At 61.4% G+C, this 14,190-nt stretch carries 12 protein-coding genes; 4 read left to right on the forward strand and 8 right to left on the reverse strand.

All coding sequences use genetic code 11. The features are described 5' to 3' along the window. Window positions 1-37: 37 nt before the first annotated feature. The 3 genes from C4J83_RS10710 to C4J83_RS10720 form a co-directional block, all read right to left on the reverse strand. The gene (locus C4J83_RS10710; RefSeq protein ID WP_124416986.1) at window positions 38-1,987 is read right to left on the reverse strand and encodes a DNA topoisomerase III; all 1,950 of its coding nucleotides are present in this window, start codon (window positions 1,985-1,987) and stop codon (window positions 38-40) included. Between the two features lie 224 nt (window positions 1,988-2,211). Continuing rightward, the gene (locus tag C4J83_RS10715) at window positions 2,212-3,834 is read right to left on the reverse strand and encodes an MFS transporter (protein ID WP_119735512.1); all 1,623 of its coding nucleotides are present in this window, start codon (window positions 3,832-3,834) and stop codon (window positions 2,212-2,214) included. A gap of 102 nt (window positions 3,835-3,936) precedes the next feature. Further along, window positions 3,937-5,583 (reverse strand): GMC family oxidoreductase, encoded by a 1,647-nt coding sequence (locus C4J83_RS10720; RefSeq protein WP_124416987.1) that lies wholly within the window; start codon window positions 5,581-5,583, stop codon window positions 3,937-3,939. Window positions 5,584-5,738: 155 nt separating this feature from the next. On the opposite strand from C4J83_RS10720, the gene C4J83_RS10725 reads away from it, so the two are divergent. Next, window positions 5,739-6,632 carry a LysR family transcriptional regulator gene (locus C4J83_RS10725; RefSeq protein WP_124416988.1) on the forward strand — a complete coding sequence of 298 codons (894 nt, stop codon included), beginning with the start codon at window positions 5,739-5,741 and terminating at the stop codon, window positions 6,630-6,632. A gap of 184 nt (window positions 6,633-6,816) precedes the next feature. On the opposite strand, the gene C4J83_RS10730 is transcribed toward C4J83_RS10725, so the two are convergent. The 4 genes from C4J83_RS10730 to C4J83_RS10745 all read right to left on the reverse strand — a co-directional run bounded on the left by C4J83_RS10730 (window position 6,817) and on the right by C4J83_RS10745 (window position 11,865). Beyond that, window positions 6,817-8,676: a DUF3857 domain-containing transglutaminase family protein gene (locus C4J83_RS10730; protein WP_124418852.1), complete on the reverse strand. Its 1,860-nt coding sequence runs from the start codon at window positions 8,674-8,676 to the stop codon at window positions 6,817-6,819. 156 nt (window positions 8,677-8,832) lie between these two features. Then, a complete protein-coding gene (locus tag C4J83_RS10735; protein WP_124416989.1) occupies window positions 8,833-9,933 on the reverse strand; it encodes a DNA alkylation repair protein in 1,101 nt (366 codons plus the stop codon). A 16-nt stretch (window positions 9,934-9,949) separates the two neighbouring features. Beyond that, complete coding sequence (locus C4J83_RS10740; protein WP_124416990.1) at window positions 9,950-11,296, reverse strand: glutamine synthetase family protein; 1,347 nt, start codon at window positions 11,294-11,296, stop codon at window positions 9,950-9,952. Between the two features lie 11 nt (window positions 11,297-11,307). Beyond that, window positions 11,308-11,865: a helix-turn-helix domain-containing protein gene (locus tag C4J83_RS10745; RefSeq protein ID WP_124416991.1), complete on the reverse strand. Its 558-nt coding sequence runs from the start codon at window positions 11,863-11,865 to the stop codon at window positions 11,308-11,310. Window positions 11,866-11,911: 46 nt separating this feature from the next. On the opposite strand from C4J83_RS10745, the gene C4J83_RS10750 reads away from it, so the two are divergent. The 3 genes from C4J83_RS10750 (at window position 11,912) to C4J83_RS10760 (ending at window position 13,941) form a co-directional block, all read left to right on the forward strand. Then, window positions 11,912-12,271 carry a nuclear transport factor 2 family protein gene (locus C4J83_RS10750; protein ID WP_218569113.1) on the forward strand — a complete coding sequence of 120 codons (360 nt, stop codon included), beginning with the start codon at window positions 11,912-11,914 and terminating at the stop codon, window positions 12,269-12,271. Window positions 12,272-12,361: 90 nt separating this feature from the next. Further along, window positions 12,362-12,670, forward strand: coding sequence for an RcnB family protein (locus tag C4J83_RS10755; RefSeq protein WP_106579940.1), 309 nt, complete (start codon window positions 12,362-12,364; stop codon window positions 12,668-12,670). Between the two features lie 77 nt (window positions 12,671-12,747). Then, window positions 12,748-13,941: an MFS transporter gene (locus C4J83_RS10760; protein ID WP_124416992.1), complete on the forward strand. Its 1,194-nt coding sequence runs from the start codon at window positions 12,748-12,750 to the stop codon at window positions 13,939-13,941. Here C4J83_RS10760 and C4J83_RS10765 read toward each other — a convergent pair. Further along, entirely contained in the window at window positions 13,904-14,176 is a 273-nt protein-coding gene (locus tag C4J83_RS10765) for a DUF1652 domain-containing protein (RefSeq protein ID WP_106579942.1), read from the reverse strand. The two genes, C4J83_RS10760 and C4J83_RS10765, sit on opposite strands and share 38 nt — an antisense overlap. Window positions 14,177-14,190 lie beyond the last annotated feature (14 nt).

Below are 14,190 nucleotides of genomic sequence, written 5' to 3' on the forward strand. Positions count from 1 at the left end.
CCGTCGAAAAACGTCATTCGCTGGATTTTTCCGTCTTTCAGCCGGCATTTGTCGGCTTTTTCCCCCGCTTGGTACTGGCCGTAGGCTTGCGTGGCGCCGTCTTGCGTTTCTTTTTCCATGGCGTGGCGCCTCGACCTGCCGGGCTGGCTGGGCCGGTGATGGTCATGCGCATACCATTGCAGCGCGCCACTTGCTTGCTCATCCACGCCGCCTGCTTGGCGACGAATTCTTCCAGGCTCATTTCACCGCTTTGCACCATGTCCAGCGCCTGTTCCCAGATCGCAGTGGTGCCTGGGTCGGCAATGGCTCGAGGTACGGCGTCGATCAGGCTGAATGCGGCCGCAGTGGCCGAGAGTGACTTACCGTTTTTGATCAGGTAACCACGGTCCAACAGCCCCTGGATAATTCCGGCGCGGGTGGCCTCGGTGCCGATGCCGGTGGTGTCCTTGAGTTTTTGCTTGAGCAACGGGTCTTCCACCAGCTTGGCGACGTTTTTCATCGCCTTGATCAGGTCGCCTTCGGTGAATGGTTTGGGCGGTTGGGTCCACAGGTCTTTGAGATTGACCTTGGCCACCGCGTAGTCCTGGCCCTGCGCCAACGCCGGCAAGGCTTGCGGCGCGGGCGCCTCGCGCCCCTTTGCCGGGGCCAGCGCTTCGGGCAGCGCGCGTTTCCAGCCCGGCTCGATAACTACCTTGCCGACCGCGCGCAGCGCCTGGCCTGCGCAGTCGAAATCCGCCTGGGTGCGATCGTATTCATGATTAGGCAGGAACTGGGCCAGGTAACGTGCGCGGATCAGGGTGTAGACCGCACGGTATTTACCGGTGAGCTGCCCCACATCCTTACCGGCCCCGGTGGGAATGATGCCATGGTGCGCGCTGACCTTGGCGTCGTTCCAGGCCCGTGAACGACGCTGGGGATCGATATGCGGCATCAGTTCATTCACTGCCGGGTCCGCGCGCCCCAGCGCAGCTAAAATTTTCGGCGCGTCGCTGTGCTGGCTCAACGGCAGGTAGCCGCAATCACTGCGCGGGTAGGTGATGACCTTGTGGGTTTCGTAGAGTGACTGGGCGATATCCAGGGTTTCCTGGGCACCGAGCCCCAGTTTTTTGGAGCAGATTTCCTGCAGGGTGCCGAGATCGAAGGGCAGGGGCGCCACCTCGCGCATGCGCTCGGTGCGCAACTTCACCAGCCGCGCAGTGGCGGCGTTGCGCATGGCATCGGCAGCGTCGCGGGCCACCTGCGGGTTGAGGCAGCGGCCCTGGTCGTCACACGCATCATCCGTGGCGCGCCATTGGGCGGTGAAGGTCATGCGCTCATGGCGCAGATCGACATCGATGGCCCAATAAGCCACCGGCACAAAGTCGGCGATGCTGCGGTCGCGGTCCACCACCAGGCGCAAGGTTGGCGTTTGCACCCGGCCCACCGGCAACACGCCTTGATAACCGGATTGGCGCCCAAGCAAAGTAAACAGACGGCTCATGTTCATGCCGATCAGCCAGTCGGCGCGCGAGCGACCCAGCGCCGAGTGGTACAGGCTGAAGGTTTCGGCGCCCGGCTTGAGCGCGGCCAGGGCTTTGCGAATGGAGGCGTCATCCAGCGCCGACAGCCATAGCCGCTGGATCGGGCCGCGATAACGGCAATGCTCGACCAACTCCCGGGCGATCATCTCGCCCTCACGGTCGGCGTCGGTGGCGATCACCAGGTCCTGGGCTTCTCCCAGTAAACGCTTGACCGCCTTGTACTGGCTGGCGGTCTTGGGCTTGACCTGCATCTTCCATTTTTCCGGGACGATCGGCAGATCGGCCAGCACCCAGCGCTTGTATTTGGCGTCGTAGGCGTCGGGCGGGGCGGTTTCCAGCAGGTGGCCGATGCACCAGGTGACCGTGACCCCATTGCCCAGCCAGCAACCGTCGCCGCGCCGGCTGGCGCCGAGCACGGCCGCGATATCCTTGGCCTGGGAGGGTTTTTCACAGAGGTACAGCCGCATGGTCATCACATCAGATCGGGTTGATGCCTTGCAGGATGCTGAGTCAGAGGGATTTGAGCAACCATTATCTGTATGGATGTACAGCAAAGTGTGTGAGTGCCACAAAACAAAAGTGGGAGCGGGCTTGCTCGCAAAAGCGGTGGATCAGTCAACGAATGTGTCGACTGGTACACCGCCTTTGCGGGCAAGCCCGCTCCCACAGGGGGTCTCAGGCGTCGTGAAGATCAGTTGTTATTGATGTCCACATGTCGGGTTTCCTTGAGGCAGAACAACCCCACAATCAGACTCACGCCGGTCACCACTACCGGGTACCACAAGCCATAGAAAATGTCGCCGGTGTACACCACCAGAGCAAATGACACAGTCGGCAGGAAACCGCCAAACCAGCCGTTACCGATGTGATAGGGCAGCGACATCGAGGTGTAGCGGATACGCGTCGGGAACAGTTCCACCATCAACGCTGCCAGTGGGCCGTAGCACATGGCGGCGATCAGGATCAGCACCACGATCAGCACCACCACCATGACCTTGTTGACCTGTGCCACATCCGCCGAAGTCGGGTAGCCGGCGAGTGTCACCGCACCGCGCAGGGCCGCTTCGTCGTAACCGTCGATGCGCACGTCACCCACGCTTACCTGCACCGGGCTGCCGGCCGGCGCCGCAGAACTGCTGTACGGCAGGCCTTGCTTGACCAGAAAGGTCTTGACCTTGTCGCAGGGGCTGTCAAAACGCGCCTTGCCCACCGGGTCGAACTGGAAGGTGCACGTGGCCGGGTCGGCCAGCACGGTAATCGGCGCCTGATGGCTGGCCTGGTCCATCGCCGGGTTGGTGTAATGCGCCAGGCCCTTGAAGATCGGGAAGTACAGGGCGGTCGCCAGCAGCAGACCGAGCATCAGCACCGGTTTGCGCCCGATTTTGTCCGACAGCCAGCCAAACAGGATAAAAAACGGCGCGCCGATCACCACGCTGATAATCAGCAGCATGTTGGCCAGCGCCGGGTCCATTTTCAGGAATTGGGTGAGGAAGAACAGCACATAGAACTGCGCCGCGTAGAACGTCACCGCTTGCCCACCGTTGATGCTGAACAGCGCGATCAGCACCACCTTGAGGTTTTCCCATTTGCCGAACGACTCGCGGATCGGCGACTTGCTGGCCTTGCCTTCCTCTTTCATTTTCAGGAACGCCGGCGACTCGTGCAGGCTCATGCGGATCCAGGTGGAAATGCCCAGCAGCACGATGGAAAACAGGAACGGAATCCGCCAGCCCCAGACTTCGAACTGGTCGCCGGTGAAGTAACGGCAAGCCAGCACCACCAGCAGCGACAGCAGCAGGCCGAGGGTGGCGGTGGATTGAATCCAGCTGGTGTGCAGGCCGCGTTTGCCCGCCGGCGCGTGCTCGGCCACATACGTGGCAGCGCCGCCGTACTCACCGCCCAACGCCAGGCCTTGCAACATGCGCAGCACGATCAGGATGACCGGCGCGGCAATGCCAATGCTGGCGTAGGTCGGCAGCAGCCCGACACAAAACGTCGCCACGCCCATCAGGATGATGGTGACGAGAAAGGTGTACTTGCGCCCGATCATGTCACCCAGGCGACCAAACACCAGCGCGCCGAACGGCCGCACCACAAAGCCTGCCGCGAAGGCCATCAAGGCAAAGATAAACGCCGTGGTGTCGTTGACCCCGGCAAAGAACTGTTTGCTGATCACGGCCGCCAGAGCGCCGTAGAGGAAAAAGTCATACCACTCAAACACCGTCCCCAGAGACGAGGCGAAGATGACTTTTCTTGATTCGCTGCCGGTGCTCGCACGAACGGCCGAGCCCAGGGGTTGAGCATGTTCTGACATCGGGTAACCCTCACAGTGATTATTTATTGTTGTTCCACTGTCGGCGCCAACCTCGGCGCCGGTTGTCTCTCTGTAGCCGCCGGCCAGCCGGACGCCTGCAGGTCACGCGGGTGTGGTCATTTCTCTTTCCGGGGCAAGATTCCTTGTGTTCGGCGAAAGGATCAACTGCGCAGCTTTCTCCGCAATCATCAGTGTAGGTGAGCAGGTGTTACCCGACGTGATGCGTGGCATCACCGAAGCATCGGCGATGCGCAAACCCGGCACGCCATGTACGCGCAGTTGGGCATCGACCACAGCGTCTTTGTCGCTGCCCATGCGGCAGGTGCCCACCGGATGGAAAATCGTCGTGCCGATGCGCGCGGCGGCTTCGTGCAGTTGCGCCTCGGTCTGCAATGAATCGCCCGGCAGGTATTCCACCGGCTTGAACTGGCTCAAGGCGGGTGCGGCGACGATGCGGCGCGTCAGGCGAATCGCGTCGGCGGCCACGCGCAAATCTTGCGGATGGCTGAGGTAGTTGGGCCGAATCAACGGCGCATCGGCCGGGTTGGCCGAGCGAATGTCGATACGGCCGCGACTTTGCGGGCGCAGGTCGCAGACCGAGGCGGTAAACGCCGGGAACGCATGCAACGGCTCGCCAAAACGCTCCAGTGACAGCGGCTGCACATGGTATTCAAGGTTGGCCGAGGTCTGTTCGGGGCCGGAGCGGGCAAACGCGCCGAGCTGGCTGGGCGCCATCGACAGCGGGCCGCTGCGGTCATACAGGTAGCGCAGGCCCATGCCCATTTTGCCCCACAGGGTGCCCGCGATCTGGTTCAGGGTGCGCGCGTTTTCCAGTTTGTAGATCAGGCGCAGTTGCAGATGGTCCTGCAGGTTGCCGCCCACGCCGGGCAGCTCATGCACCACGTCGATGCCCAATGGTTTGAGCACATTGGCAGGGCCGATCCCCGAGCGTTGCAGGATGCCCGGCGAGCCCACGGAGCCGGCGCACAGCACGATTTCCTTGCGCGCTTTCCAGCTCATCTGCTGGCCGTTCTGACGCCCGAGCACCTGGGAGGCTCGGCCGTTTTCCAGCACCACGCGGTCCACTTCGACCTCGGTCAGCACGGTGAGATTGGTCCGCTGGCGGATCGGCTTGAGAAACGCCTTGGCCGCATTCCAGCGCACGCCGGCCTTCTGATTGACCTGGAAATAGCCGCAGCCCTCGTTATCGCCGGTGTTGAAGTCGCTGATCGGCGCGATGCCGCTTTGCGCCGCTGCATCGCGAAAGGCATCCAGGATCGGCCAGTGCAGGCGCTGTTGCTCCACGCGCCACTCGCCGCCGTCGCTGTGAAATTGCGAACCGCCGGCGAAGTGGTTTTCGCTTTGTTTGAACAGTGGCAGCACGTCTTTCCAGGCCCAGCCCGGGTTGCCCTCGGCCGCCCAGCCGTCGTAATCCTGGGCCTGGCCGCGCATGTAGATCATGCCGTTGATCGACGAGCAGCCACCCAGCACCTTGCCGCGTGGGTAACTCAACGCACGGCCTTGCAGGCCTTCCTGGGCTTCGGTCTTGAAGCACCAGTCGGTGCGTGGGTTACCGATGCAGAACAGGTAGCCGACGGGAATATGGATCCAGGGGTAATTGTCGCGGCCGCCAGCTTCAAGCAGCAGCACGCGGTGGGCGGGGTTGGCGGACAGTCGATTGGCCAGCAGACAGCCTGCGGGGCCGGCGCCTACTACCACGTAATCGTATTCAGCAGCTGCAATGGGCATCTGAGGCCTCGCTTGTTTTTCTTATTGGCTCCATCCTAGTTGTTAGTTTTCGTCTTAAAAATGTTAGTTTTTACCCAGCTGCTGTGCGTTTTTAAACAGTGCCTGTAACCACTGACATGAGCGCAACTACTGACTGTCCACGCAAGGGAGGCGATATGTTCGACTGGAACGACCTGCGGTTCTTTCTCGAATTGCAACGCAGCGGCCGCTTGCTCACCGCTGCCCAGCGCCTGAAAACTACGCACGCCACCGTCGCCCGGCATATCGAGGCCATCGAAAAGAGCCTGGGGACTGCGCTGTTTGTGCAGCACGCACAGGGTTACGAGTTGACGCCGTCTGGCGAAGCCCTGCTCAAACACGCTGAGGCCATGGAAAACGTCGCGTTGCTGGCCGAAGACGAACTCACCCATTGCGCCGCGCCCCTGGGCAAGATCCGCCTCGGCGTGGCTGAAGGGTTGGGCGTGATGTTTCTTGCCAGCCGCATGGGCGGGCTGTTTGAGCGTTACCCAGGCTTGGAAGTCGAACTGGTGGCCGTGCCGCGCTTTGTCAGCATTCTGAACCGGGAAGCGGAAATCAGCATTCACCTCGAACGCCCCAGCGTCGACCAGCTTGTCACGCGCAAACTCACCGACTACCGCCTCGCGCTGTATGCCAGCCGCGCGTATCTGGACCGCAACCCGCCGATTGAAAAGCGCGAAGACCTGGCCGTACATGCGTGGATCGACTACGTGGATGACTTGCTGTTCAGCCAGGAACTCAAATTCCTCAGCAGCTTCTGCCGCAACCCCAAAGTGGTGTTCCACAGCACCAGCGTGATCGCCCAGCACCAGGCGGCGCGCTCGGGGTTGGGCATCGCTGTGTTGCCGTGCTTTATGGCGGCGGGTGATCCGGACCTGGTGGCGTTGTTGCCGACGGAGGGCATTCAGCGCAGCTACTGGATCAGCTCACGCCGGGAGCTGCACAAGTCGGTGCGGCTGCGGGTGTTGTGGGATTACGTGGTGGAGTTGTGCGCAAGGGAGCAGGGGTTGCTGCTTGGCGAATCCAACTGAAGCAACCGGATCACACCTGTGGGGAGCAGCGCTTGCCTGCAACCCGGCATCCCTCTGATGGCATGAGATCCACGTGTGGGCGCTGGCTTGCCTGCGATGCAAACACCTCGGTCGATCAGGCATGACCAGTGGATGCCATCACAGGCAAGCCAGTGCCCACATTGGATTTGCGTTTACGCTGCCTTCATAGCTTTACCACCTGATGCACCTGTTCGGCACACGTGCGCGCCTCGTCAATCATTTTGCCAAACGCTTCGCTCGCGACCTCGGCGTGAGTCAGCCAACGCGTTTTCTGGCTCAGGCGATAGTGATAACGCAGCCCGTCGTCCGTGCGCGTGCCGTCCAGGTCCAGGTCGTACCAGGGCGAGCGCACCTGGCAGCCGGGGATGGCTTTTTCCATCTTCGCGCCAGTCAGCGTGAAGCTGTAGTCGTAGGTCTGCGGGTTGCCCAGGTACAGGTCGGCCTGTTGATTGTGACGGCGGTAGTTGATGAAACCCTCCCAGCGCCCGTTGAGTGACTCATCGGTATAGACGTAGTCATTCGCGAGTTTTTCCAGGGCACGCTGGTCGTTCAGGGTAGCGTGAACCGCGTAGCCGTCGTGCACCACAAAGGCCGTGGGTTGGCGGGTGATCTGGCAGTCGCTGATCTCGTTGCCAAAGTGCGCGCAGAGGTTCTGGTCGGTGGCAGTGGTGCCTTGTTGGCGGTCATCCACGCTCATTTGCATCAGCGGCAGGCGGCTGAAGGTGATGGTCGCCTGGGTGGCACCATTGCCGTGTTTGTCGAAGTGCACCTGTTTGTCCAGACGCAGGGCGGTTTCGGGGCGTTCCAGCGGGATCTGTTCTTCGCGCACTTGGCCCTGAGCATTGTTGACCAGCACCCAGCGGTCCTGGATGTCGGGCAAGGTCTGGCCTGGGGCGAACACCGGGTTGGTCGGGTCGAGCCACCAGACCTGGCCGTCCACTTCGGCGCGCACGATCGCATGGTTCGGTGCATTGGTGCCGGGAATCAACAAGGCATATGCCACGTCGCCGCGGCTGACCCAGGCGGTTTCAGCCTTGATGCCGCTGGCCTTGAGCATCGCCGTCAGCAGGATCGCGAGGTCCTTGCAATCGCCATAACCGTGCTGCTCGATTTCCGCCAGGTTGAACGGCACGTAGCCGCGCTCTGTAGCGCGCCAGTCGCCCAGGTAGCGGTAGTGATCGTTGATGTGCTGCATCAGCGCGGCCACCTGTTCTGCCGGCGCCAGGCCGCCGACTGCAGCCACTGCCGCGGCGGCTTGCGCAGGCAGCCTGGCGGCAAGTATCTGGTTGTAACGCTGGGCAAAATCACCGAAATACGCCTGGCGATCCACGGTGCTGCCCACTTCCAGGCGCGGAATGCGCTGTAGCGCAGCGCTGGACGATTCGTTGATGTAGTTGAGGTAGGTCGGGGCGTTTTGCTCCACCTCCAACGTCTTGCCGTTGGCCGACGGGGTTACGGTGAAACCATCGAACAGTTCACTGCGCCACTGGATCGGCCGTTCGGCGGTAAAGCGCGCCTTGACGTGGTCGCGACGGAACGCGCTGGGGCCGAAGGTGAGGGCATAGTGAAACTGACTCACCAGCGGTTTGGCCGCGCGATGTTCGCGCACGGTGAAGCGAATCTGTGTGCCCACGCGCAGGTTCGGGAAGGCCAGGGAGGTCTGCTTGTCACGGCTGAAACCCTGGTCCGGGTTGGGCGCGGTGCGGGTGTCGATTTGCGTGGCGTCCAGCGCCACCGGCTTGGCACCTGGCTGGGTGGAGTGCGCGCTGATCACCTCAAAGGTGTCGCCTTCGGAGTAATCGAAGTCAATGCGCGAGAGCATTTCGCGGCCGTTGGGTTTGAGGATCGTGTAGTGCTGGGTGGTGGTGCAGTCGGTGCTGGCGTCGCGGTTGAAGTGGCAATGCAGCTCGGTGTCACTGGCCAGCGGCGCTTCGACCATGGGTTGGAGTGCGGCGTTAACAGGATGGGTAACCAGCCCCAGGCTGATGACAATCAAACAGCGGTGAAACGAAAAACGGTGCAAACGGTACATTGGCGCCTCGGGTGACACATTGAAACAACTACCCAACGGGCAGTGAGAAGGCGCCGGATGATAATGGATCGCAACAACAAAGGCCAGGATTGTTCGACAATTTATCTGGCTGAAAGGCCCGTGCTAGAGCCTTTTGCTTGATTTGGGTCAGGGTTTTAGCAGTTCAAACTCCGCGCTGCCGAGTTGCTCGCCATTGACCAGCACATGCACCCGATGCGTGCCTGGGTAGTGCTTGCGCGTGGTCAGCTCACGAATAGGGTGTTCGCGCCGAATGCTGTGGTGTTCGCGCGCGCCCAAGGTGAATGCCTTGAGCTTGAACACCTTGGCCGCACTGTGGCCGGCGCTTTTCACATAGTCGATGGCGTAATCCACCACCAGTTTTTGGGGCGCGGCAGCGGTGGATTCGAGGCTCAATGACAGCGTGATGCGTTCGCCCAGGTTGATCACGGCTGGCGTGACGGCCAGGTGATGAATCTTCACCTCGGCCTTGGCCCCGGCGCCGATGATCGTCAATGCGCGGGTGTTGCCTTGCTTGATCAGGTTGCGTAAGGCGTGGCGGGCGATCCAGGCGGTGTGCGGGTTGTCCAGGTTCCAGCCTTCGATCAGGCCGAGTACCCATTCCGGATGGTCCTTGGTGATGTCGTTGAGGTGGTTGGCCACCGACTTGCGCACGTACAGGCTGCTGTCGGCGTTGAGGTTGTCGAGAATCGACGCGCACAGCGCGGGGTTGGCCTGCACCTCGGCCAGGCGAAAAGACCACGGCAGGCGAGGGCGCGAGCCTTCGCTGGCCAGGCGGCGCACGTGTTCGTTGGCATCCAGCGACCATTGCTGCATGACCGCCAGGGTGCGCTGGAAGTCGTTCAGCAAGAAAGGGCGGATGGCAAATTCGGCAGAGCCAAAAGTGGTGAAGTACTTGAGCGCGGCCATGGACCGCCTGAAGTCACCCTGGCCGTAAGTTGCCACGTAGTGCGGCAGGCACAGGCACACAAACGCGCTGTTCAGGCGCGGCGCAAGGGCGTAAAGCAGCTTGAGCGTTTGCGCGTAATCCAGCGCTATCACGGCGTGCAGGCTGTCGCTGACCCGCGCCACGCGCTGCATCACTGACAACTCGGCAAGCCCGGCCTTGGCGTGCTTGAGAAAACCCTTGGCGTCGAACGCCGGGTACACCGCCGACATCTCTTGGGCGATGTGCTGCAGGCGTTCGGCGTTGAAGATTTCCTTGAGGGCTGGCGCGCTTTGCTCGGGCATCGGTGCTTCCTGAGTGTTAGAGAAACCAGCGGTATTCCCGCGCGTTGATCTCTTGTTGAAAAGCCAGATGGTCCTGGCGTTTGTTCTCGCAATACACGTCGACAAATTCTGCGCCCAGCTTATCGCGCACAACCGGCTGATGTTGCATGGCGCGCACGGCGTCGAGCATCTCAAGAGGAAAGTCGGTGCCGCTGAGGCGGTCTTCGTTCAAGGGCGCGATGGGTTCTTGCCTGGCTTCAAGGCCATGCTCAAGCCCTGCCAGGATCGCCGCCAGAACCAGATACGGGTTGGCATCCGCACTGGCCAGGCGGTGCTCGATACGCAGGTTGCGCGGGTCTGATTGGGGAATGCGCACGCACGCATCGCGGTCTTCAAAGCCCCAGCTGGCGCGGGTCGCCGCGTTGACCGTGCCACCCAGGCGGCGGAAGGCGTTGTGGTTGGGCGAGAAAATCGGCATGCAGTGCGGCAGCAATTCCAGGCACCCGGCCACGGCATGGCGCAGCGGTTGCTGCTGGTGCGCGGCGAGCAGGTTATTGCCCGCCGCGTCGTAGAGGCTGACATGCACATGCATGCCGCTGCCGGGAAATTGCAGGTAAGGCTTGGCCATGAAGCTGGCACGGTAACCGTGCTTGAGCGCCACGCCACGCGTGCTGCGGCAGAACAGGGCGGCCCAGTCGGCGGCGCGCAGGCCGTCATCGAGGTGACCAAAATTGATTTCGAACTGGCCCGGGCCGATTTCGGCGGTGATCACCGTAATATCGATGCCTTGGTCCTTGGCGGTTTGCGCCATGTCGTCGAGCACCTCGCTGAAGCGCGACAGCCGTTCGATATGCAAGTTGGGCTGGTCATCGGCGTCCTCGCTCAGCGGGTCGCGGGCGAATTGCGGCAGGCCGTTGTCGAGTTTTTTGTCGAACAGGTAGAACTCCAATTCGAAGGCCACCACCGGATGAATGCCCTTGTGCTGCAGGCGTTCGAGCACCTTGGCCAGCACTTCGCGCGGTTCGAACTCGATGGGCGCCTCGGTGCCGTCCGAGGTGATCAGCATCTGCCCCAGCGGCTGCGACTCCCAACTCACCGGCTTGAGCGTGCCTGGCACCAGACGGCGGTTGGCGTCCGGATCGCCGTCGTGGAAGCAATAATCACCAATCTTGAACAGCCCGCCCTGCGCGCCGAGCAGCACGGCATTTTGCGGCAGCTTCAGCGGGCTGCCTGCGGCGACCTTTTCCAGCATGTCCACCGGGTAGCGCTTGCCGTAGAAATGCCCCGGAATGTCCAGGGCGATCAGGTCGACGTAACGCACCTCGGGGTGGTTCTGGCGAAAGGTCCGTACTTCGGCCAGCAACGTGGAAGACTGGTTTTTCACGGGTGTTGCTCCTAGTTGTAAACCCACAGCACGCGGGCGGGCAGGTCAGTCAGGTTGGCGTAACGGCAATGGGCGAAACTGGCCAGGTGGAAGCTGTCGCCAGGGCCGAGGGTGACCGAATCCGGTTGGCCTTCCACCCACAGCGTCAACTCGCCCTCCAGCACAAACCCGGCCTGCTCGGCGCGGTCGCTCATGGTGTGTTCACCGCTGTTGGCGCCGGGTGCGAGCAGGCTGTCGAGCATCGAAAAGGCGCCGTTCATGCTCGGCGAGACCAGGATGTCGGTGATGCCGTTGGCGTAGTACACCGTGCGTCGCTCGTTGGGGCGTGTGACCCAATCCACCGCCTTGGGTTTGGGCAGGCTGTAGAAGTACGTGGTGGGCACGTCAAGGGCATGGCTGATGGCGGTCAAGTCGGCCACGGTCGGGCGCGACAGGCCACGTTCGACCTGAGACAGAAAACCCACCGAGCGCTCGATTTTTTGCGCAAGTTGCGCCAGGGTGAGTTTCTTGTGTTTGCGCAGGTCGTGGATCAGCGCGGCCAGGGTGGCGAGTTCTTGTTGTTGGTTCATGAAATTTATGTCGAGAAATTTCATGAAAAATTACAGGATTAATTTCATGGGGGCAAGGCTGATGGAACTTGAAGCGCATCTGTTTTCGTTAGAGCAAGCGCTGCAGCAGAGCTCTATACGCAGCGATGCCGCGCAGCTTGAACGTTTGCTGGCGGATGACTTTGTCGAATTTGGCGCCAGTGGCAATGTCTGGGGCAGTAAGGCCCAAGTGATTGCCGGGTTGCAGGATGAGGCTTTCAGTGCGCGCCGCATGACGGAGTTTGCGGTGAAAGCACTCAGTGACGGGGTGGCGCTGGTGACTTATCGCGGTTACCGCGAAGGCGTCGGGCAATCGTTGCGCAGTTCAGTGTGGCGGCAGGAAGAAGGGCAGTGGCGGATGGTGTTCCATCAAGGCACGCCGGTGTAACCCCTCGCCACAAGGATTGAAGGCGGGCTGAATGATTCCGTGCGCTCGCGGTCCGAACCTGGGTACGCATCATTCATTGAAGGAGCACCCATGAAGTCCAAAACCCTAGCTGCTTGCCTGTTGCTGACCGCGGGCCTGTCCACCGCCAGCTTTGTCGTGCAGGCCGGTGATACCCCGCAGGAAACGGTGAAGCCTTCGAGTATCAACGCGCGCGATTTGAAAGAAGGCGACCGCGCCCCGGACATGCTGATGCGCAAGGAATCGGCGGTCAGCGACTGGAAGAAACGCGGCCTCAAGCAACCCGAAGAAGACAGCCAATGGGCGCGCGTGGGTGACAAGTTCGTGCTGCTCAAAACCACCAACGGCACGATTCTCGAGATCACGCCCGTCAAGAAATGACCGGTCTTTTTTGCCTGGTCTTGCGTTAAGGTAACCGACCCCCACAGGTCGCGTTACCTCAAACGGATGAGAGCAGGATGCTTGCCACCATCAGAAACTACCCGCGCACCGTTAACCTGTTGCTGTCCGCCACGTTACTGCTGACGTTGGCCAAGGCTATTACCTTTCCCTACCTGGTGATTTACCTCACCCGTCACTTCGGCCTCGACATTACTCAGGTCGGCTTGGTGATCGGCAGTTCGCTGATTGTCGGCTCATTGCTCAGCGTGTATGGCGGCTTTCTGGTGGACCGCGTGAACAGCTACAGGCTGTTGTTGGGCTTGAGCGCGCTGTTTGTGCTGGGGTTTATCGGCACCGTCGTGGCTCAGGGCATCTGGCTGTTCTACGGCTGCCTGATCCTGATCAACCTGGCCTATGCGGTCATCGACATCGCCATCAAGGCCGGCTTCGCCAGCTTGCTGCCCGAAGACGCGCGCAGCGAAGTGTTTTCCATCAAATACACCCTGACCAATGTCGGCTATGCCGTCGGCCCGTTCTTTGGCGCAATGGTGGCCAAGGTGGATATCAGCTTGCCTTTCGTCCTCTCGGCGCTCCTGGGCCTGGGGTTTTTCCTGCTGTACTGGCGCTGGGGTGATCGCAGCCTGGCCAGCGTCGATGCCACGCACAAACCGCTGGCGTTTCTCGCCGTCGGTCGTGTGCTGCTGAGCGACCATCGCCTGGTGTGTTTCACCTTTGGTGGCGTGCTCAGTGCAGTGGTGTTCGGTCAGTTCACGGCGTATCTGTCGCAGTACCTGGTGACAACCACCACCGCGCAATATACCTACACCGTGATCAGCGCCGTGCTCACCACCAACGCCGCACTGGTGATTGCCTTGCAGTATGTGATTGGCCGGCGCATCTCGCACCGCCACCTGAGCCAGTGGCTCATCGCTGGCCTGGGCATGTTTATGCTGGGGGTGATCGGCTTTGCCCTGGCCACCAGCGTGCTGTGGTGGGTGCTGGCGATGGCGGTATTTACCGTGGGGGAGATTATCGTGTTTCCGGCCGAGTACATGTTTATCGACCGAATCGCCCCTGACCACCTGCGCGGCATGTATTACGGGGCACAGAACCTGTCCAACCTGGGCGCCGCGCTGGGGCCGGTGTTGTGCGGGCTGGTGTTGGCCAGCCTGCCGGCCCACTACATGTTTTACATGCTGGGGGCGTTTACCGTCGGTGGTGGGGTGTTCTATTTCATGGGTGCGTCGTTGAAGGCAAATCATCCAACGTGAGCTTGCCGACGTTGTTGCTTTGCAATTCGTAGCGCAGCTCTTCCACCATTTTTTCCACTTCCTGCGGGGTCTGCAGCCGGTTGGTGCTGATCCCGGTCACCACCAGGTCGACCCGACCGGTCTGGGCGTCGAACACCTTGAGGGTCAGTGAAGCGTCCCGGCACAAGGTGAACTCGCAGGTCAGCGGCGACAGGCCTTCTTCGATGCAATTGCGCAGTTGAGAAAGGGTGAACATCTTGCTCAGCCTCC

This window comes from Pseudomonas sp. LBUM920, assembly GCF_003852315.1.
Classification (GTDB): domain Bacteria; phylum Pseudomonadota; class Gammaproteobacteria; order Pseudomonadales; family Pseudomonadaceae; genus Aquipseudomonas.